We start from the raw sequence: 21233 nt of genomic DNA on the forward strand, positions 1-21233 counted from the left end.
CACAGAGGGCCAAAGCAAAATGGACGCAGTTAGAGGCCTTAATTGGCAGTGAAAATCGCATTAAAAATATTGCTCAGGATATTGTCAGCCATTTTGAACAACGCCAAGAAGTGTTTGACGGCAAAGGCATGGTTGTCTCCATGAGCCGCCGCATTGCCGCTGATTTGTATGCCCAAATTATCAAGATAAAACCCGATTGGCATTCGGATGATTTAGATAAAGGCGTGATTAAGGTGGTGATGACTTCCAGCTCAGCGGATGGTCCAGAAATAGCCAAACACCATACTACCAAGGCACAGAGAAAAATGCTGGCAGACAGAATGAAACACCCTGATGATCCGCTTAAATTGGTGATTGTACGGGATATGTGGCTAACAGGCTTTGATGCCCCCAGTTTGCATACGTTGTATATTGATAAGCCAATGAAAGGGCATAATCTGATGCAGGCAATTGCACGGGTGAATCGGGTTTATAAAGACAAGCCTGGTGGGTTGATTGTCGATTATTTGGGCATTGCTTCAGACCTTAAAAAAGCCTTGTCTTTTTATTCGGATGCGGGCGGAAAAGGCGACCCTACTATTTTACAAGAACAAGCGGTTGAGTTAATGCTTGAAAAATTGGAAGTTGTTGCTCAGATGTTCTCTAATGATGGGGGTGGCTTTGCTTATGAAGATTATTTTGCTGCGGACACCGCCCAAAAACTGTCACTTATTCTGGCGGCGGAAGATCATGTTTTAGGGCTGGAAGAGGGTAAAAAACGTTTTATTAATGAGGTAACGGCACTTTCAAAAGCATTTGCCATTGCCATACCGCATGAACAGGCGATGGATGTTAAAGATGAAGTCGCCTTTTTTCAGGCGGTAAAAGCTCGATTGGTTAAGTTTGATGCGACAGGCTTGGGGCAAACCGATGAAGAGATTGAAACCACCATAAGGCAAGTGATTGATCAAGCGTTGGTTTCTGAACAAGTGATTGATGTGTTTGATGCCGCAGGCATTAAGAAACCCGACATTTCCATTCTTTCTGAAGATTTTTTGCTGGAACTCAAAGGCATGGAGCATAAGAATGTTGCTTTGGAGGTGTTGAAAAAACTGCTTAATGATGAGTTAACATCCCGTTCCAGAAAGAACTTGGTTAAAAGTAAATCACTGATGGAAATGTTGGGAAATTCGATTCAAAAATATCACAGCAAAGTATTAACCGCCGCAGAGGTGATGGATGAATTGATTCAATTGAGTCAAGAGATTGTCAGCATGGACAATGAGGCAAGTGAGCTGGGGTTAACCGATTTTGAATACGCTTTTTATACCGCCGTTGCGGATAACAAAAGTGCAAAAGAACTGATGCAGCATGATAAATTGCGAGAACTGGCGGTTGTGCTTACAGAGCGTGTCAGACAAAACGCTTCTATAGACTGGACAATAAAAGAGAGTGTGCGAGCTAAACTTAAAGTGATCATTAAGCGTACACTCAGGCAATATGGCTACCCACCCGATATGCAAAAATTGGCTACAGAAACGGTGTTAAAACAAGCTGAACTGATTGCAAATGAACTCATAGTTGAGTGATAAAAAAACTGACAAAGGTATAAATATGAAAAAAATAGCCACTATATTACTGGTTTGTATGGCGAGCTTTTTAGGGATGAGCTCATGGGTTTATGCGGTTCAAAACAACCCTGTGCCTGGTGGCATATCTGTTGTGCCACTTGATGTGACTTCAGAGCAGCCGCCTGTTGTGCATTATCGTGAACGAAGGGTATTGGTTTCGCGCGCTGATAATGGCTGGCAAGCCGTAGTCGGAATCCCTTTAAATGTGAAGCCAGGAACGCATCAACTCGCCGTGAAACCTGAAAACAGCAAAAAACAGATCATTCGCTTTAAAGTGAACCCTAAAGAGTACGAAGCTCAATACATTACGATAAAAAACAAAAATAAAGTCAGCCCCAATAAAAAATCTCTGGAAAGAATCGGACGAGAAAAGAAGCGAATGGGTCAAGCATATAGAGCATGGAGCGATGTTTCTGATATGAACTTGAATTTCGATTTGCCCGTGGCTGCCGTACGCAGCAGTCCGTTTGGTTTGAAGCGCTTTTTCAATAATCAACCTCGCAGGCCGCACAGTGGAATTGATATTGCTGCCCCCGAAGGAACACCGATTCGTGCGCCCGCTGCTGGCAAAGTTATTCTAACAGGTGACTTCTTTTTTAATGGCAACTCTGTATTTATTGACCATGGCCAAGGGTTGATTACGATGTATTGCCACATGGCTCGTATTGATGTGCAGGAAAATCAAGTGATTGAACGGGGCGCTGTGATGGGAACAATTGGCCAAACGGGACGTGCGACTGGGCCTCATCTTCATTGGAGTGTCAGCCTGAATAAAACACGGGTGAACCCCGAATATTTTTTATCTGAAGCATCACTTAAAGTGTTAAATAGTGAGCAGTAAATCACCCCAAAAGGCATCCAAAAAATCGCCACGTCGTTTATGGTTATCACTTCTGCTGGTTCTTATTCTACCTTCAATGGTTGCCTTGACAGGCTATGTGCTTTATCTCGATCATGTGGTACAACAAAAGTTTGAAGGCAAACGTTGGGCAGTTCCATCCAGAGTGTATGCCCGAGCACTAGAGCTTTACCCCAGTCAATTTATTAATGCAGATGATCTGTATTCCGAATTGAAATTAATGGGTTATCGAGCTTCTCAGGATGGATTGACAGCAGGCAGCTATTTGCGCCGTGGTCATCAGTTTGTGATCTCAGTTCGAGCCTTTCAATATTGGGATGGACGAGAGCCTGCTCGTTCAATTAAGGTCGAAATCAATTCGGGTCGTTTGGATGTGTTAAAGGATGCCGTCACAGGCGATTCATTGAATCTGATCCGTTTGGAACCGATGCAGATTGGTACCATCTACCCACTACACAAAGAAGATCGAATTCTGGTTCAAATTGAAGAGCTTCCTGCTTTGCTATTGGCGGCTTTGCTCGCTATTGAAGATAGAAAGTTCTCCACTCATCATGGCATTGACTGGCGTGGTATTTTTCGTGCTGCTTGGGTTAATTTACGTGCAGGGCGCGTGGTACAAGGCGGCAGTACACTGACTCAACAGTTGGTGAAAAACTTCTATCTCAATAATGAACGCACACTGGTACGTAAATTTAATGAAGCGATCATGTCGTCTCTATTGGAATTACGCTATGAAAAAAAAGAAATTCTGGAGGCGTATGTTAACGAGGTTTATTTAGGACAGGATGGTGTTCGGGCGATTCACGGCTTTGGCCTTGCCAGTGAATTTTACTTTAATAAGCCTGTACGTGAGTTGACTCCCCCTGAAGTTGCTCTGTTAGTGGCCGTATTACGTGGCCCATCCTATTATGACCCCAGACGGTATGAAGATCGGGCATTAGAGCGGCGCAACCAGATTCTTGAGAAGCTCTATCAAGATGACCTTATTGATCAAAAGCAAGTTCTAAAAGCCAAGCAATCTCCATTGAATGTTGCACCCAAACCTAATAGAGGGCATGGCCTTTACCCTGCATTCATTGAATTGGTGAAACGTGATCTGAAAAAAGATTACCGGGAAGAGGATTTGATGAGCGAAGGTTTGCGTATATTTACAACGCTTGACCCGATTGTTCAAAAAGTCTCTGAAAAAGAGACGGTGCAGTGGATTCAGCGTCTGGAAAAAGAGCGTGATATTGCGCCAGACACTTTGCAGGGGGGGGTTGTTGTTACTCGTGTGGGCAGTGCTGAAATTGTGGCCGTAGTGGGAGGGCGTAATGTTCGCTTTGAGGGGTTTAATCGTGCGCTGGATATTCAGCGTCCTGTTGGCTCTTTACTCAAGCCTGCACTCTATTTATCTGCATTAGAAAAAAACTATACATTGGCTTCATTGATTGATGACGAAGCCATTCAGGTAACGATGAGAGATGGGCAGGTCTGGATGCCTAAAAACTATGATCAGACCACACATGGTTCAGTATTATTGGTAGATGCACTTTCACACTCATATAATCTGGCGGCTGTGAATCTAGGTATGGAATTAGGAATCAATGAATTTGTGAAAACATTGCATGGTTTGGGTATTGAACGGAAATTACCACACTACCCATCGCTATTGTTAGGTGCGATTGAAATGGCTCCTATTGAAATGGCGCAAATGTATCAAACATTAGCTGATGGTGGGTTTTACACACCACTGCGCTCGGTGCGGGAAGTGTTGACTCAAAAAGGTACGCCTTTGCAGCGTTACGCGCTGGATACTGAACAACGTTTTGATGTCGATGCGGTCTCTCTTGTAAATTATGGATTGCGGCAAGCGTTTCGTCACGGTACAGGCCGACATGTTGCTGCGCGAGTATCTGAAGATGTGGTGTTAGCAGGGAAAACGGGGACAACCGATGATTTGCGTGATAGTTGGTTCGCTGGATTTGGTCAGGATTTTTCAGGGGTTGTGTGGCTTGGTGGAGATAATAATCAAAAGATGGGTTTGACTGGTTCCAGTGGGGCGCTGCAAATTTGGACGGATATTATGGTTAAAATTTCCCGAGCTGAGAATAACGAATCTCTGCCTCCCAATATTGAAAATATTTTGATTGATCGGCAAACAGGGTTGCGTGCGGATCAGGGTTGCGTTGATACTGAGTGGCTTCCCTTTATTATTGGCACCGCTCCCAATGGAAATGCGCCGTGTGCGAAAAAAGGGATGAAAAAAACTTGGGATAAATTTAAAGGGTTGTTTCAGTGAACAAATATTACTTGATTATTGCGTTAATTCTCACGCTGGGCGGTTGTTCGGTGACAGGGCCGATGCAGCAGCCCGCTGATATCGAGATCAAAAACAGCGGCCCCACTCAGGTTTTACTTGCACAGGCGGTCGGTAAAGAGAAACAGGGCAATATATCTGAAGCGATTGCACTCACCGAGCGTGCGGTGCGTATAGAGCCGCGCAACGCCTTTGCTTGGCATCGTCTTGCAAGGCTCTATTTTTCAAGCGGAAACTTAAAAAAAGCGGAACAATTTACGCGTCGCTCCAACCAACTTGCTCGTGGTCACCAGAAGCTCATGCAGGATAATCAACAGTTGCTTGAGGAGATTCATATTTCCAGACAGGGTTTTTAATGCCTCAGCTTTGATGGGTTGATATTGCTTTCATCACTGAAAATCTGCTGTGCATCAATTGAATCAAATTTATAGTGTTGGCCGCAATACTCACAATCAATATCGATGAAACTCTCTTCTTTAATAATCTTTTGAATTTCATCTTGACCCAAATTTTTCAATACGGCTGAGACTTTTTCACGAGAGCAGCGGCAGAAAAACTTCATCGGCTCGGCTTCAAAAACCCGCAGCTCTTCTTCGTGGAAAAGGCGATGGAGAATCTCGTCTGCTGGAAGTTCAAGCAGTTCACTTTGTTTGATGGTTCTGGCTAGCATGACAGCGCGATCCCAGGTCTCCATCGCTTCGTCTTGTATCTCTATGGGCATTTTTTGTAATAGCATGCCGCCACATTGTTTTTCGTCTGCGGCCAGCCAAAGGCGAGTCTCCAGTTGCTGTGAAGTGGCCAGATAGTGTTCCAGGCATTCGGCTAAAGAGTCACCCGTGATTTCAACAATGCCCTGGTATCGTTTGTCACCTTGGCCGGGGTCGATTGTGATGACCAGCAGCCCATCGCCAATAATCTCTTTGAGTTTGTAGTCAGAATCATCATTTGAAATTTTTGAGGCATTATCTTCAGAAATTTGTGCGAAACCGCGTAAGGTTTTCTCAAAAGTGGCTTCCATCAGCATCAAGCTGACAGGGCCATCTCCCTGAATTTGCAGTGTCAAGCTACCTTTGAATTTCAGTGTAGAGGCCAGCAGTGCACTGGCGGCCATCATTTCACCCAATAATTTTTGTATGGGTTTGGGGTAGTTTCGTTCACTAATCGCATTTTGCCAGCACCGATCAAGATGTACGACTTCACCACGCAGTGGGGTGTGTTCAAATAAAAAACGTACTAATGAATCTTGTTGATTAGGTTTCATAGGGTATTTTTTATATTATTTGGTGGCGAGTGTATCGGCTTTTTTGAACAACAGGCGTTTTAATTTTCGCAAAGCAGGCTTTATATCCTTCTTTAAAGCAAACTGAAAAGGCGAATAGGCAAAGTCAAAGTGCTTTGCAACTCTGTAGTAGGCGTAGAAGCGTCTAAAGGGGGATGTAAGCCGAGCCGCTTCGGTGTAATTCATTTTGCAGAAAAAAATCATTCCAGCACTTTTTATTGCTGATTGATCCTGTTCCGAGCTGTCACACATGCTTTTTAATAAGTCTAGACTATCTTCACACCAGGCATCGGATTCAGCGATGACTCCCATGTTTTTATCATGCTGGCGAAACCCGGCTTTAACTTCTTTGACATTGGCATGGTTATATTTTGCAATGAGCTTTGATATGACAAGGCCGTCTTGAAATAAGTTATGCCTTGAATTAAACCCTCCCATTTCACGTAATTTTTCTGTATGAAAAAGTGTACTGCATACATATAAGGCAATTTTATTGTTGAACCATGCAAGAAAAAACTCGGTAGGAGACATGCCCGATGCAGGGTTTTCTCTTTGCATTAATATGTTTCCTTCCATATCAATAATACGCGTTCCTGTTCTAACCAAACCCACATTATCCAAGGGTTCAGCAGCATTCATGCATGCTTCGATAAAGTCGGGGTCAATCATGTCATCATCAAGAAGGAGTAACACAAACTCCCCACGAGCCTCAGAGAAACAGAAGTTGAAATTATTGTTGGCACCAATATTTTTTGGTTGCTTGATATATTTAATTCTTTGATCTTGATAGCGGGCAACGGTGCTTTCAGTGTGGTCGGTCGAGTGATTATCAGAAATAAGAATTTCCAGATTTGGGTAAGTTTGATTAAGAGCACACTCAATGGCTTGAGGTAAAAAGCCATCGGCTCTGTTGTAGGTCGGTATGGCGATTGTCACCAGAGGTTTGTTGTTAATGCTCATAGGTTATTTCCGTGATGTGATTGCTTTTATTGGGCGCTTAATCCATGCCGCCCAGAAATATTTTAGTTTGTCACTCAAACTCAGTAATGCCAAAGCCCGTTTCAGGTCATCATTCAGTTTATTGTTGGGCTGGAATGAGCCCATATTTTTATTACTTAATATTTTTATCAAAGTTTGCAATATTCGTTGTTGCAAGCGCTGGCGAAATTTTTTTCGTTCGGGGCTGATTTTATGCAGGTGGCTTTCAAATAACAGTAACTGACTATAAAGGGTACGCAAGTTATTGTTATTAGTGAGTGATGAGTGGCCACAGCGATAATAGGAGACAATTTCAGGAACATAAGCGATAGAACCTAAGCGCCCAAGGCGGGCAAAAAAATCTTTGTCTTCAGAGGCAAAGCGGTATTGCAGGTCAAACCAGCCAATTTTTTCACCATCGGCTTTACGAAAAAGAGTGGTGTGTGGCGTTGCTGGAACGTGAGGCCATAGTACAGCTTCATCACCATGCTCAAAAAGAGTGTTTTTTTGCGTGCCAAGGTGATTTTCTGGCAGCCAGCGTTTTCCGGTTAATTGGCTTTCATCATCAATAATTGCGAGATCTCCAACCGCAAAAATAGCTTGTGGGAACTCTTTTAAAGCAGCCATTAATAGATTGATTCGCTCAGTTGGAATCAGATCATCATCATCCAGAAAAGCAATATATTCGCCTTTTGCCAAACGACAGGCATTGCTGCGTGCGGCGGCGATCCCTTGGTTTTCCTGGCGATAATATTGGATTCTATCACTGTAAGTTGACATGAGTTGTTCGGTGTTATCTTCCGAGCCGTCATCAAATACAATAATTTCAATCGGCTGGTAACTCTGTGCAAATGCAGATTCAAGCGTCTTTGGAAGAAGGTACGCTCGATTGTAGCAACAGATAATGAGTGAAACGAGGGGAGCAGTCACATTGGTTATTCTTGAATTTGAGTTATTAAAATGAAGGAGGGATCGTCACCTTGCCAAAAAAAAATAGCAAATTCAACCCTGCGTTCATATTTATTAAGTGTATAATGTCGCGACTTTATTAGGCGGGCTTTAAAAAGCTCCGTTACATTGACGACTTTACAGATATTAATTTCATGAAACCTATTGATAAAATTCGAAATATTGCAATCATTGCTCACGTTGACCATGGCAAAACGACGCTTGTGGATCAGTTATTACAACAGTCAGATACTTTAGGTGACCGTGAAAAGTTACCCGAGCGGGCGATGGATTCCAACGATCTTGAGAAAGAGCGTGGTATTACGATCCTTTCCAAAAATACAGCAATTCACTGGAATGATTATCATATTAATATTGTAGACACTCCGGGTCATGCAGATTTTGGTGGTGAAGTTGAACGTGTTTTATCAATGGTTGATTCAGTGCTTTTACTGGTCGATGCTGTGGATGGTCCGATGCCACAAACTCGGTTTGTGACTCAAAAAGCATTTGCCTTGGGTCTGAATCCGATTGTTGTCATCAATAAAATTGACCGCCATGGCGCTCGCCCTGACTGGGTGATGGATCAAGTTTTTGAATTATTTGATCAATTGGGCGCGACGGATGAGCAACTGGATTTTCCTGTTGTTTTTGCTTCGGCACTGAATGGCTATGCTGGGCTGGAAAATGATATCCGTGATGGTGATATGACTCCATTGTTTGAAACCATTGTTGAAAAGGTCTCCAAACCTGATGTGGATGCCGATGGCCCTTTTCAAATGCAGGTGATTTCATTGGCATACTCCAGTTATGTGGGGGTTATTGGTACGGGTCGTATTAAGCGAGGTACCATTAAGAAAAACAGTCAGGTCGTTGTTGTTAATAGCAAGGGCGAGAAGAGAAATGCGCGCGTACTCCAGCTTTTTGGGTTCCTCGGGCTTGAACGTGTTGAAGCGGATGAGGTTCAGGCGGGTGATATTATCGCTTTTACCGGAATCGATAATCTAAATATATCAGATACACTGTGTCACCCCGATTTAGTTGAAGCACTGCCTGCGCTCTCTGTTGATGAGCCTACGGTGACCATGACTTTTCAGGTCAATAACTCTCCATTCGCAGGTAAAGAAGGCAAGTTTCTGACCAGTCGTCAAATTCGTGAGCGCTTGGATCGTGAGTTAATTCACAATGTGGCGCTTCGCGTTGAGGAAACGGAGAGTGCAGATCGCTTTCGTGTTTCGGGTCGTGGTGAATTGCATCTCTCTATTTTGCTGGAAACCATGCGTCGTGAAGGTTATGAGTTAGCCGTTTCTCAGCCTGAAGTTATCATCAGGGAGATTGACGGTGAAAAGCATGAGCCTTATGAAATGCTCACGATTGATATCGAAGAGGCGCATCAAGGGGCTGTAATGGAAGCTTTGGGTGAGCGTAAAGGTGAACTGAAAGATATGATGCCCGATGGCAATGGTCGTGTTCGTATTGATTACGTGATTCCTGCGCGAGGTCTGATTGGTTTTCAAACTGAATTCTTGACACTGACTTCAGGGACAGGTTTGAAACATCATGTATTTGATCACTATGGCCCCATGAAACCTGGCAATATCAGTGGCCGTGCGAATGGTGTCTTGATCTCAAATGGTATGGGTAAAGCACTGTCATTTTCTATCTATAACTTACAGAGCCGAGGCCGTATGTTTATCGGACATGGTGTGGAAGTTTACGAAGGCATGGTGATTGGTATCCATTCACGGGATAATGATCTGGTTGTAAACCCACTTAAAGGTAAGCAGCTCACTAATATGCGTGCATCGGGAACTGATGAAAATATTCAGTTAACACCGCCGATCATCATGACTCTGGAGCAGGCATTGGAATTTATCAATGATGATGAATTGGTTGAATTGACACCGAAAAGTATTCGTATACGTAAAAGATTCTTACTTGAGCATGAACGTAAACGTGCAGGGCGTTCACCAAAGTAAATTTTTTTAATGGTTTATAGTATCGTTTTTCACAATATCTGTAAGGAGATAAAATAATGGGTCTTTTCGATTTTGCAAAAAATCTTGGAAATAAAATATTTGGTGGTGAGGATGATGCGGCCGAAAAAATAAAATCACATATCAATGAGGAAAACCCCGGTCTCAAGAATATGGAAGTGGCTTTCAATGAGGGTGTTGTATCGATCTCTGGGCAAGCGGATACTCCTGAAGCCCTTGAAAAAGCAGTTTTGATGGCGGGTAATATTAAGGGTGTGGAAAGAGTGGATGCCGCAGGTGTCAATGCACCCGAACAAACGCTGAAGGTTGAATATTATGTGATTCAAAAAGGGGACACATTGTCAGCCATTGCGAAACGTTATTATGGCAATGCCATGCAGTACCCACGTATCTTTGAAGCGAACAAGGAAGTGATTAAAGATGTGGATAAAATTTTCATTGGCCAGAAAATCCGTATTCCGCTGGATTAATTTCCAAAACCAACTTGACGGGTTCAATTAGGAATCCGTCAAGTTGGTTTTTACATGTGACCCAATCAACAGCAGCCACCACCCGTGTTGTCACTGGCGCTTTGCGTGTTGCTTGTTTGGCTGTAGGGCAAATCAGTGCCACACCCAGAAAAAATACCGTAATGGGTCTCCTCGTTACCAAAAAATTCAAAATGTTCGGCAAAGCGAGTCTCATTAAGCATGCGATAGGTGTTGCCACAGACCGGAAATATTCGATCTTTCTCGATAATATGGTGCTTATCCAGAGCAAATAGCGCTTCGCTGTGCTCAATGGTGCCTTTGTAGCATACGGCTTGACCGTAGTCTTCACAGGCGGGTTCCAGGTCATTGATCCTGAACAGTCGGTAGGTGGCAGAGTAGAAGCCGATAGAGCCGACCCGTGTTTGAATGCTCTGATTGTTAATCGCGAGTGGACGATCTTCGACGAGACGGGGATCAGCAAAGCCGCACCGCTTGGCCAGGTTGTGAAAATCGTTCCAGTAGAGTGCACCGCTGAGGCACTCACCGTAAAGAATGGGGTCGCTCAGCAGGTGTTGGGGGATTCGGCGGTCGGCATAAACATCGGAAAAATAGAGTTCTCCACCTGGCTTTAGCAGGCGGTGGGCTTCACGCAGCACGGCTTCTTTGTTCGTTGATAGGTTGATTACGCAGTTGGAGATAATAATATCGAAGGTGTGGTCGGGCAATCCCAGCTTGTCCAGCTCTTCAATGTGGCCAAGACGAAATTCTACATTGGCATAGCCAAATTTTTCAGCATGAAAATCGAGGTGTCTGGTTGCGATAGCGTGCTGCTCTTTAGTCATGTCTACACCGACCACATAACCCTTCGAGCCTACCAATTGAGCCAGTGTGTAACAATCTCGACCGGAGCCTGAGCCTAGATCAAGGATACGCATTCCTTCGAGCTGTTGGGGGGCGACTAGGCCGCAGCCATAATAGCGAGCCAAGACTTCATCATTGATATGACTCAATGCTTGTTTGATATGGTGAGGCAAATCACCGTCGGTGCAACAGGCATCGGTCATAAGATCTTGACTGCTCTGGAGGGTTTTGCCGTAATACTCTTGTACAGATTTTTTCATTGAGCCTCTCTAATTAGAGTATAGAAACGATGACGAACTAATGCTCTTAGTTCGTTTCAATATATTCTACTACAGCAGGTTTGAGTGATGTGAGGCCTGATTTTATTCCTATTTCTATGGCCTCTTCCGTTGTTTGATTTTTATTGAACTTGGCATCAATCGCAAATAAAGCACCAATTCGATTGCCACTGCCACAGTGCACCATCACCGGGTGATCAGAGTGTTTTTGAATGGCACTCATCAATGCATTTGCATTTTCTCTGGAGAGGCCACTTTTTCCAGCGATTGGAATATTGATGTAATGCATTCCAAGCTCGCTCGCTTTGCTGGCTTCATCCCAAGTTCCATTTTCATTCGCAGTGCGTAAATTAATGATCGTTTTATAGCCTGCAGCTTGTGCTTGCTCAAGTTGCTCGGGGGTGGGCTGCCCTCCTGTTAGTACATTGGGTAAAGGGTTTTTTGCATTGAGTATATTAATCATTTTTATTTGAGAATTTTGTGTTTCTTGTGGTGTTTTCTCTGTCGTTGAATTGTTTCCTGTGCAGCCGCCAAGAGTCGCTATGGCGATAATCACCGCCGTGCAGAGTATTTTTTTGTTCATTGCAGAGTTGCTCCATCGTACTTGAGTTTATAAAATTATCAGCATACAGGATAAAATTATTGGCGCGGTGACTAAGTCACATATTAATTTTATGATATCGTAATAAAATAATTTTTTGTACGGGTGAGTTGTGTCGATGATGGATATAAAAAAAAGTGCATTAAAAACCACTAAAACTATTTGCCCATACTGCGGTGTTGGCTGTGGGGTTTTGGCTTCTGTTGATGAAGCAGGCATCGTTTCCGTCGCAGGGGATACTGAGCACCCTGCAAATTTGGGTCAGCTTTGCTCTAAAGGGTCCGCGCTGGGTGAAACCGTGGGTCTGGGTGGGCGACTGCTATATCCTGAAGTAAATGGAGAGCAGGTTGATTGGAATCATGCGCTATCACTCGTTGCAGATACCTTTTCAGAAACGATACAAAAATATGGCACTGATTCCGTCGCATTTTATATTTCAGGGCAACTGCTGACCGAAGATTATTATCTGGCCAATAAATTGATGAAAGGCTTTATTGGCTCAGCAAATATTGATACAAACTCTCGCCTTTGTATGTCGTCCACTGTTTCGGGTTATAAACGAGCGTTTGGTTCGGACAGTGTGCCTTGCTGTTATGAAGATTTGGAACGTGCCAAGTTGATTGTTTTGACCGGTTCAAATGCGGCTTGGTGTCACCCCGTATTATTTCAACGAATTAATCAGGCAAAGCGTGAAAACCCAGACTTAATGGTCGTCGTGATTGATCCACGTCGCACACCAACATGTGATATCGCTGACCTGCACTTACCCCTTAAAAGTGGCAGTGATGCAATACTGTTTAATGGGTTGTTAAGTTATCTACATCAAAAGAGTGAAGCAAATTCACTCTTTATAGAAAACTTTACGCAAGGCATGCAAGCCGCTTTAGATGCAGCAATTGAAAGCTCACCCACGGCAGCATCTGTGGCGAAAGCATGCGAACTTGATGAAAGTGCAGTGGCTGAATTTTATCGTTTGTTTGCACGTACTGAGCGGGTCGTTTCTGTTTTTTCGCAAGGGGTCAATCAATCCAGTTCGGGCACAGATAAAGTCAATGCAATTATCAACTGTCACTTGTTGACGGGCAGAATTGGCCGCCCTGGAATGGGGCCATTTTCATTTACAGGGCAAGTCAATGCTATGGGTGGGCGTGAAGTCGGTGGGTTATCCAACCAACTTGCCGCACATATGGATATTGATGATGCAAGCCATCGAGATTTAGTGCAGCGATTTTGGCACGCCCCCGTCATTGCAGAGAAGTCAGGCCTTGAAGCGGTTGAGTTATTTGATGCTATTTCTGATGGAAAAATTAAGGCTGTTTGGATTATGTGCACCAATCCTGTCGTCAGCTTGCCCGATGCAGATAAAGTGAAAGAGGCTTTGAAAACGTGTGATTTTGTTGTGGTGTCTGAGTGTGTTCAAAAAACAGATACTACATTGGTGGCAGACGTACTTTTACCCGCACTGACCTGGGGTGAAAAAGACGGTACGGTAACGAATTCAGAGCGAAGAATATCACGCCAACGTCCATTTTTACATGCGCCAGGCGAAGCAAAATCAGATGCGTGGATCATTGCTCAAGTGGCTAAAAAAATGGGATTTGGGGCGGCTTTTGAGTATGAAAATTCTGCGGATATTTTTCGTGAACATGCGGCGCTTTCAGGCTTTGAAAATTGTGATGAAAGAGATTTTGATATTTCAGGTTTGAGTGCTTTAAGTCATTCTGAATATGATGAGTTAAAGCCTATTCAATGGCCTGTGAAAAAAGCGGGGCAGGGTACGGCTCGAATGTTTACAGATGGTCGGTTTTTTACCAATAATCGTAAAGCAAAATTTATTGCGATTGAACCCAGACCACCTGTTAATAAAACGGATGAATCCTATCCATTTATACTCAATAGCGGCCGCACTCGTGACCAGTGGCATACAATGACGCGCACAGGGAAAGCACCTCGACTCACTGAGCATAGCCCAGAGCCTTATGTAGAGATTAACCCTGATACAGCTGAGGCGGTAGGGACTCAAGAGGGTGAGTTAATGCGTGTTTCCAGCCGTTTTGGGGCGGTGATTGTCCGCGTTCGTTTAAGTGAAGGAGCGCAGAAAGGAGCCGTTTTTATACCGATGCACTGGAATGGGCAATACTCCAGTAGTGGGCGGGTGGGCAGTGTCGTGAATCCGGTGGTTGATCCTGTTTCAGGGCAACCAGAATTTAAACATACGCCCGTACAAATTACACCTTATCAACCTGCATGGCATGGTTTTTTGTTATCGCGCCGACAGTTGGAATTGCCCGGAGCAACGTATTGGGCGCGCGCTACAGGCGAAGGTTTCTATCGCTATGAGCTGGCAGGAGAGCAAGCGCCGAGTGATTGGGCTGCTTGCGCGCGCCAATGGCTGTGTACGTCGAGTGATGATGTCAATTGGGTGGAATATCTTGATGTTGCCGCTCGTCGCTATCGCGGCGCACGTCTGGTTGGTAATCGGGTGGAGAGTTGTATTTTTATTGCGCCCAGCCACGAGTTGCCATCTCGTAGTTGGTTGGGTGGGCTATTTATTCAGGATGAGCTCGCGAGTGATGAACGTAAAAGTTTATTAACAGGCCGCCCCCCTGTGGGGCAAGTCGATGTAGGCCGTATTGTCTGTGCTTGTTTTGGAGTGGGTGTGAATACCGTGGTTGATGCAATTGTTAAGCAAAAATTGACAACGCCGGAAATGATTGGCGAAGCATTAAAAGCAGGGACTAACTGTGGGTCATGTATCCCTGAACTAAAAGCTTTGATTTCAGAGGCTCGATAATTTGAAAGATCATTGGAGAGCTACGGTATTGGGCTGTGGATTGAAACAGTTAGAACAAAATCTGTACACTTCAGGCTCTAGGTAATCAAAAGCATCAGGCGGAGGCCGCAAAAATTATGGCAAAACCAGCATTTATTAATCTATGGAGTAGTTATCCTAAAGAAGACTCTCCATGTGACGGCCCTTGGGAAAATCAATGTGCAATTAGGGTGAGCCTAGCTCTAAACAGCGAAATGACTATCAAGATAAACAAGTACACATACACCGAGCCAAAGTGCTCACATGAACATGCAAGAGGTGCCGAATCTCTTGCGAACTGGCTATGGAAGCGTCATTTAGGAAGACCTAAAATTTACACCAAAGGCATAGAAGCTAAGAGAGATATTCAAACAAAACAAGGAATTATTTTTTTCAAAGATTGTTTTACTAGAAGCGGAGAGACAACGCGAAGAGGTGATCACATTGATTTGTGGTTTAAGGGTATTACACAAAGTTACTCAGACCCTGGAAATAAAGCATCACAAGTATGGTTCTGGGAGTTGGTATGAAAAAATTATTTATTCCACTGTTCATGCTGATTACTACGAATGGCTGTGCTGCTTCAAATACTTTTAACATAGATGACAAGTCATTCTATCTGGCAAACAATTCAAGCATATGTCAGCTCGTTAACCGATCAAACAAAAAAAAATTCGATTCTCTTATTCCATGGCCATGCCAAGTACACAAAAATCTTGATGGTGTAGTGCGGATATATGAAGATGCAGGAAAAAAATATATTTTAATAGAAAGTTCAGCGCCTCATCCTGAGCTTCCAAATGACTGCAAGACACAACTGCAATCAGTGATGATCAATGGCGATGCAGTTATATTGTCAGGCTCGTTTGATCTTGTTGCATCTTGCCCACCGTTTCAATGGGATACTAAAGTGTTCACAGGGCTTTTCGATTAAAGTCGGTAGAATAGCACAAGCCTTGAGCCGCTTATCGCTGATGTTATATTTTAAAGAAGTACAAACATGGTTCGAGCATTAATAATTATATCGTTGTTGAATTCACAAAACGTCTATGCCTTGAGTTTTGCAAATGAATTTGTCAAATCAGCTATTGAAAGAACGAGTTTTAGTGTTCGTTATGATGGTTCATATTATTCAATTGATTACCCAAATGGGGATGTCCCTAAGAATATAGGTGTTTGTACTGATGTTGTAATTCGTGCGTATCGTAAAGTAGGTATAGATTTACAAAAATTAGTTCATGAAGATATCACGAGAAATTTTGATGCATACCCCTCAAAAAGAATATGGGGGCTAAACAAACCTGACAAAAATATTGATCACCGGCGTGTTCCAAATCTACAGTCTTTTTTTAGTCGGCATGGGGAGGCTCTTCGTGTTTCTAATAGAGCAGGTGATTATAAACCAGGTAATCTAGTCACTTGGGTATTGCCGGGAAACTTGCCTCACATAGGTATAGTCACAGACCAGATTAGTACAAAAACAGGTAGCCCTCTTATAGTTCACAATATAGGTAGTGGGCCGCAATTAGAAGATATACTTTTTAAATACAAAATCACTGGTCATTATAAATATGTATCAGAAAATGGCGCCCTTTTCCCGTTAAAACCGTAGGGGCAGACATGCGTGTCCTGTCCTGTTTACTATAGTTTGGTTAGCAATGCCAATTTTTTACCAATAAACCTTCCACTGGTCATTAGCGTCCATTTTTATAATGATATCAAACTGATCCCAAGTTCTTGGTTGTACAGCTTCACCCTCTATGTTTTCTAACTGAGTCAAGCTGACGGATGCTGAACCTCTACTCTTTTTATCAATATATTCAAATCCGGAAATTTCTACAGTGAATGATTGATACTGGTTAAAGAATGTTTTAAGGAAGTGTTGGCGTGCAGAAGACATTTCACTGATTTTATTTAGCGCATTGCTATTACGTGCCTTCAAATATTTTTTAAATTCTCCAACCAACTCACTGACGGCTTCAATTCCTTGCCGTGAAGGTATGACAGGTTGTAAGGCAATCCTTTTAGTTTGTGCTTTCTGGTTAATAGCCTTTTCAATGCGAGTTCGCAGTTGTTTTGTCACGGGTGAGTTTGGTGCAACTCTTTCTAGAACATGAATAGTTTGGGAGGCACGTATTAAATTATTATTGGTAATATGCTTATTAATTTTTAGTTCATAAAAGCCTATTATTTTTTTAATCCCCTGTTGCGCTTTTTCATTAGAAGGGTCGAGTTTCAGTGCTTTGTAATAACTATTAAATGCATTTTTACCTTTGGGCATAGAAATTTTATAGGTCGAATAGTAGCGTTCCGCTTCGGCCAATAATGAGCTAATCTGTTCCAGTTGTTTTTCAGCAGGTTTTTTAGAGCTCTCACTCTTAATTTCTTTTGCAAGGTTAAGTTGCGTTTGCTTGGTATTTTTAAGCTTTAATCGCATGTCGTTGGCAATTTCTGAGCTAGGCTTAATGGCTTCTATAATCTGAATATATTTTTCAGCTTCCCCCTCTTTTTGTTTGGAAATACTTTCTTCTATCAGTGTGCTGTAGTGGGTCAAAATATTGTTAATGCCGGTTATTGCGTCTTGGTTGGATGGAGCTAAAGCTAATACCTTTTGATAAAGGTAAGTTGCACTGCTCTCTAATGGCTGGATCATCCTTCCAGCGAAGAAGCTCTCTTCTGCTTGTTGTATCAATAGTGCTATCTGTTGTGCTTGCTCTGCGAGCTCATTGTCATAATCTGCCTTTTCTTGTTTTTGGCTGATTTGTTGAGGGGGCGGTGATAGTGGTGTGGATTCTGCTAAAAAAAGAGTAAGCACACCAGCTCCAATAATTGTCGCAATACTTATTGTGATGGCGGTTAAGAACCATGGTTTCTTTGTTATTGGTTGTTGTGAAGCAGTTGATGGAGCATGATTGTTTTCGTCTCTGTGAGAGGAGGGTGAGCGGTCTTGAGAGCTCCTTTTTTTATGGCTGGGCATGATGACTGTTCTATCGCTTATGTCGCTTATGTCACTTATGTCACTACCCAAGTGCATAGTCATATTTTCTAAAAGCGGTTTGGGTGCTATTTTACCCTGTAACATTGCTCGCCAGATAGAGAGAATTTTAGGTCGATCCTGAGTTCGAAACATGAGCGCATTATCAATAGCCAATAAAAAATTGTCACTATACTTTCCAGCCGCAATCTGAGACAGTGGTTTATAGCTGTCAACGCCATCGTCAAAGAGATCTGATCCTCGTCTTAGAGCGTCTTGAGGCAGGTGCCCTACAATCAAGTAGTAGAGTGTTGCGCCTAATGAGTAGATGTCAGTCCAGGGGCCTTGTTTGTTGGTACCTTCATGATACTGCTCAAATGGGGTATAACCGAAAGTAATCAAACTGGTTAATGCTTGGGTTTTTTCCTCAGTGGCCAGTCGTGCAGAACCAAAGTCGATAAGAACAGCTTTGTCATCAGCATCTCTGATAAAGATATTTGCAGGTTTGATATCTCTGTGGATAAAACCACTGTCATGAACCAGTGTTAAACCATCAATAATTGGAATAAATAGATTAATTAACTCTTCTTCTTTAAATGAAGTTTTCTCTTTAAATATAACCGAAAGGTCTTTTCCTTGCTCAAACTCCATAACCATGTAAGCAGTATTGTTTTTTTCAAATACGCTTAAAACTCGAACAATATTTGGATGCTTAAACTTGGCTAATACTCTGGCTTCCTTTAGAAATTGTTTCAATCCCCAGAAGTATAATTGATGTTTTTCACCGGTAGTAGGATGGACTGTTTGATCAGAGTTGCGTGAGGAAATATCTGTTGGAAGGTACTCTTTGATAGCGACCAGCTGATCTAAGTTTTCATCTAATGCAAGATAGGTAATGCCAAAACCACCTCGTCCTAATATTGATTTAATATCATACCAGTGAAGTTTATAGCCTTCGGGTAAAACATCTTTGCTAAAAATCAATATTTTTCACCTAAAAATAGTTTTGATATGTGTGTTCGATATCTATATGGTGAGCATCTTAGCAAATATTTCTACTTTAAGAGACCTTCCTTACGATTTATGCTTTTCGTCCCAATTACGTTAAAAATGACCCGAAAATCTTCATTTACTCCGAGTGAACTCTGGTTTTTAACCATATTCTAAAAAAATCTTGACAATGCTGTAGGCCGCTCCTATTCTTGGACTCTGTATTTCTTAATAACAGTGAACATGGTTGCCTCTCTCAAATGGAAGAGAAAATAAGAAACACTTATAGAAAAAAATATTCCGTTTAGATGGTTGAAAGAATGGACTTGGTTCTTGTTGCTAAAAGCCTGCATGATAAGCGGGGTCAGTTAATACACAAAAGGTTTTGCGAACGAGGAGGCACCATTGGTCGTAGTAGTCACGACGGTTGGGTGTTGCCTGACCCGCAGCGCTATATTTCAAACCATCATGCAACCATTAAATATGAAAATGGTGATTACTTCCTGATTGATACCAGCACCAACGGCGTTTATCTTAATAACGATGAAGAAGCCATTGGTAGAGATCGTAGTCTCAAGCTGAGTCACGGTGACCGCATTTATATCGGTGATTACGAAATTCTGGTTGAACTTGAAGCCAAACAGGATGCTGTTATTAAGCAGGTCGATAGCCTCTCCAATATGGGAGGTATTCCCGATTCCCTTGATCCGCTAGATCTTTTTAGTCATAGAGATACGACACCTCAGCGCAACGATGAAGCGATAAGTGCAGTCGATCATGGCATAAAGGATCAATCGGCTAATCTGGATGAATATTTTTCACCCCCTGACATTAAAGTCAAAGCTGACAAGCAGATACCTGATAACTGGGCGCTGACACACATACCTGAGCAGGTCTCAGAAAACAGCGCGACACTTGAGGTTCCCAAAGATCGGGGGCAAACAAGCGTCGTGAATAAAAAGCCCCATGTCACCGCTCCAGAAAAAGCTGTGAAAACAGATGAGCACATGCTGTCTGAGCAGTCTCGTTCTGCTCACGAAGTGCCCGTAATAAAAAAAATCACTTCCCAGAAAATCCCAGTTGCAGCTCCCTCACTTCCAGTATCTACCGATGAATATGACAAGCTTCTGCAAGCACTTGGCATTAACAAGGAATCCGTACCACTTGAATTGCTTGATGTGTTACCAAAGACCATCGGTCTGTTGGTAAGAGAGTGTATCTCGGGTTTGATCGGAGAGTTAATGGCTCGCACCAGCATGAAGAGTGCTTTTCGTGTTGACCAAACGACGATTCAACCTGTTGAAAATAATCCACTTAAATTTTCTGTGGGTGTTGATGAAGCCCTTGAAAATATGTTGTTAAAAAGTGATCGTGGCTATCTCCCTGCGCTGGATGCGGTTAGAGAGGGGTTTAACGATATGAAGGCTCACCAGATGGCAATGGTGGCTGGTATGCAAGGTGCACTACAAGATATATTGCAGCGTTTTGATCCCGAGATACTAGAAGAGCGTTTTGCTGTAGGCTCTAAAGAAAATATTCTTCTATCGGCCTATAACAAAACAAAGTATTGGGCTCATTACAAAGAACTTTATGAAGTGATCAATAAAGAAGCTCTGGATAATTTCCAGAACCTTTTGGGGGAAGGCTTTATGAAAGCTTATGAAGATCAGATGTATAAGATAAAGAGTGCTGATCGTGAGCCAAAAGAGCAGAGTGGTAAGGAGTCATTGTATGACTGATAGATGGCACTATTTTATACTAACGGTCATTGTTTTAATGGTCTTGATTATGTCCAGTTGTGCGAGCAATACGCCTAAGCAGCGAACATTTACCGGTCATTTAATTGTTGCCCCCAATGCCAATCCAGACCATCAGGGGCGACCTTCCCCGATCATCGTTAAAATATATCAATTGAAAGAAGTTAGTGCTTTTCAAGAGTCTGATTTTTTCTCCTTGTTTGATGAGGGGAGAGCGATTTTAAGCGGTGACTTAATCTCTGTTGAAGAGCGTGAATTGCAACCTGGTATAAGTTACGACTATACAGCTGATGTTGATCCAGCCACTACTTACATCGCTATGATTGCCGCATTTAGAGATATTGAAAAAGCGCGGTGGCGTGTGGTTGTCAAATTGCCTGAGAAGGATTTTTTCGATTTTATAAAAAACCGAATATTACAGGTTAATGTATCAGATCTGAGTGTTTCTGCTGCTTTTATTGAGCGATAATATAAGTACTTTTATGAAGGGGTTTGTGAGCTTTGAAAAGTATAAATAAGC

Annotated in this window: 18 protein-coding genes; 12 read left to right on the forward strand and 6 right to left on the reverse strand. The window is 42.8% G+C overall.

All coding sequences use genetic code 11. The features are described 5' to 3' along the window. From L3J70_11080 to L3J70_11095, 4 genes are all read left to right on the forward strand, one after another. A partial coding sequence (locus tag L3J70_11080) for a DUF3387 domain-containing protein (protein MCF6236893.1) occupies positions 1-1568 on the forward strand: 1568 nt, incomplete at its 5' end. Positions 1569-1593: 25 nt separating this feature from the next. After that, positions 1594-2451, forward strand: coding sequence for a peptidoglycan DD-metalloendopeptidase family protein (locus tag L3J70_11085; protein MCF6236894.1), 858 nt, complete (start codon positions 1594-1596; stop codon positions 2449-2451). Further along, positions 2441-4750, forward strand: a complete 2310-nt coding sequence (mrcB, locus tag L3J70_11090) for a penicillin-binding protein 1B (protein ID MCF6236895.1) — start codon at positions 2441-2443, stop codon at positions 4748-4750. Before L3J70_11085 ends, mrcB begins: the two co-directional genes overlap by 11 nt. Beyond that, the gene (locus L3J70_11095; GenBank protein ID MCF6236896.1) at positions 4747-5124 is read left to right on the forward strand and encodes a tetratricopeptide repeat protein; all 378 of its coding nucleotides are present in this window, start codon (positions 4747-4749) and stop codon (positions 5122-5124) included. Before mrcB ends, L3J70_11095 begins: the two co-directional genes overlap by 4 nt. On the opposite strand, the gene hslO is transcribed toward L3J70_11095, so the two are convergent. The 3 genes from hslO to L3J70_11110 are packed head-to-tail and all read right to left on the reverse strand — an operon-like array spanning position 5121 to position 7955. Further along, positions 5121-6029, reverse strand: a complete 909-nt coding sequence (gene hslO, locus L3J70_11100) for an Hsp33 family molecular chaperone HslO (protein ID MCF6236897.1) — start codon at positions 6027-6029, stop codon at positions 5121-5123. The two genes, L3J70_11095 and hslO, sit on opposite strands and share 4 nt — an antisense overlap. 15 nt (positions 6030-6044) lie before the next feature. Next, on the reverse strand, positions 6045-7007 hold the full coding sequence (locus L3J70_11105; GenBank protein MCF6236898.1) for a glycosyltransferase: 963 nt from the start codon (positions 7005-7007) through the stop codon (positions 6045-6047). Between the two features lie 3 nt (positions 7008-7010). Further along, on the reverse strand, positions 7011-7955 hold the full coding sequence (locus tag L3J70_11110) for a glycosyltransferase family 2 protein (GenBank protein MCF6236899.1): 945 nt from the start codon (positions 7953-7955) through the stop codon (positions 7011-7013). Positions 7956-8128: 173 nt separating this feature from the next. On the opposite strand from L3J70_11110, the gene typA reads away from it, so the two are divergent. Then, entirely contained in the window at positions 8129-9952 is a 1824-nt protein-coding gene (gene typA, locus L3J70_11115; GenBank protein MCF6236900.1) for a translational GTPase TypA, read from the forward strand. A gap of 56 nt (positions 9953-10008) precedes the next feature. Continuing rightward, complete coding sequence (lysM, locus tag L3J70_11120) at positions 10009-10440, forward strand: peptidoglycan-binding protein LysM (GenBank protein ID MCF6236901.1); 432 nt, start codon at positions 10009-10011, stop codon at positions 10438-10440. 65 nt (positions 10441-10505) lie between these two features. Here lysM and L3J70_11125 read toward each other — a convergent pair whose 3' ends face one another. Both L3J70_11125 and L3J70_11130 read right to left on the reverse strand, forming a co-directional pair. After that, a complete protein-coding gene (locus L3J70_11125; protein ID MCF6236902.1) occupies positions 10506-11561 on the reverse strand; it encodes a methyltransferase domain-containing protein in 1056 nt (351 codons plus the stop codon). Between the two features lie 46 nt (positions 11562-11607). After that, a complete protein-coding gene (locus L3J70_11130) occupies positions 11608-12162 on the reverse strand; it encodes a sulfur transferase domain-containing protein (protein MCF6236903.1) in 555 nt (184 codons plus the stop codon). 136 nt (positions 12163-12298) lie between these two features. On the opposite strand from L3J70_11130, the gene L3J70_11135 reads away from it, so the two are divergent. The 4 genes from L3J70_11135 (at position 12299) to L3J70_11150 (ending at position 16604) form a co-directional block, all read left to right on the forward strand. Further along, entirely contained in the window at positions 12299-14974 is a 2676-nt protein-coding gene (locus L3J70_11135; protein ID MCF6236904.1) for a molybdopterin-dependent oxidoreductase, read from the forward strand. Between the two features lie 116 nt (positions 14975-15090). Further along, positions 15091-15522: a type VI secretion system amidase effector protein Tae4 gene (locus tag L3J70_11140; protein MCF6236905.1), complete on the forward strand. Its 432-nt coding sequence runs from the start codon at positions 15091-15093 to the stop codon at positions 15520-15522. Beyond that, positions 15519-15926 (forward strand): hypothetical protein, encoded by a 408-nt coding sequence (locus tag L3J70_11145; GenBank protein ID MCF6236906.1) that lies wholly within the window; start codon positions 15519-15521, stop codon positions 15924-15926. The genes L3J70_11140 and L3J70_11145 overlap by 4 nt, the downstream gene beginning before the upstream one ends. 66 nt (positions 15927-15992) lie before the next feature. After that, the gene (locus L3J70_11150) at positions 15993-16604 is read left to right on the forward strand and encodes a DUF1287 domain-containing protein (GenBank protein ID MCF6236907.1); all 612 of its coding nucleotides are present in this window, start codon (positions 15993-15995) and stop codon (positions 16602-16604) included. A gap of 57 nt (positions 16605-16661) precedes the next feature. Here L3J70_11150 and L3J70_11155 read toward each other — a convergent pair whose 3' ends face one another. Next, complete coding sequence (locus L3J70_11155) at positions 16662-18950, reverse strand: serine/threonine protein kinase (protein ID MCF6236908.1); 2289 nt, start codon at positions 18948-18950, stop codon at positions 16662-16664. Positions 18951-19276: 326 nt separating this feature from the next. On the opposite strand from L3J70_11155, the gene tagH reads away from it, so the two are divergent. Together tagH and tssJ are read left to right on the forward strand one after the other, a co-directional pair. Beyond that, complete coding sequence (gene tagH, locus L3J70_11160; protein ID MCF6236909.1) at positions 19277-20695, forward strand: type VI secretion system-associated FHA domain protein TagH; 1419 nt, start codon at positions 19277-19279, stop codon at positions 20693-20695. Further along, positions 20688-21182, forward strand: coding sequence for a type VI secretion system lipoprotein TssJ (gene tssJ / locus L3J70_11165; GenBank protein ID MCF6236910.1), 495 nt, complete (start codon positions 20688-20690; stop codon positions 21180-21182). Before tagH ends, tssJ begins: the two co-directional genes overlap by 8 nt. The last annotated feature ends 51 nt before the right edge of the window (positions 21183-21233 follow it).

Source organism: Gammaproteobacteria bacterium (assembly GCA_021648145.1).
Classification (GTDB): Bacteria; Pseudomonadota; Gammaproteobacteria; order JAADGQ01; family JAADGQ01; genus S141-38.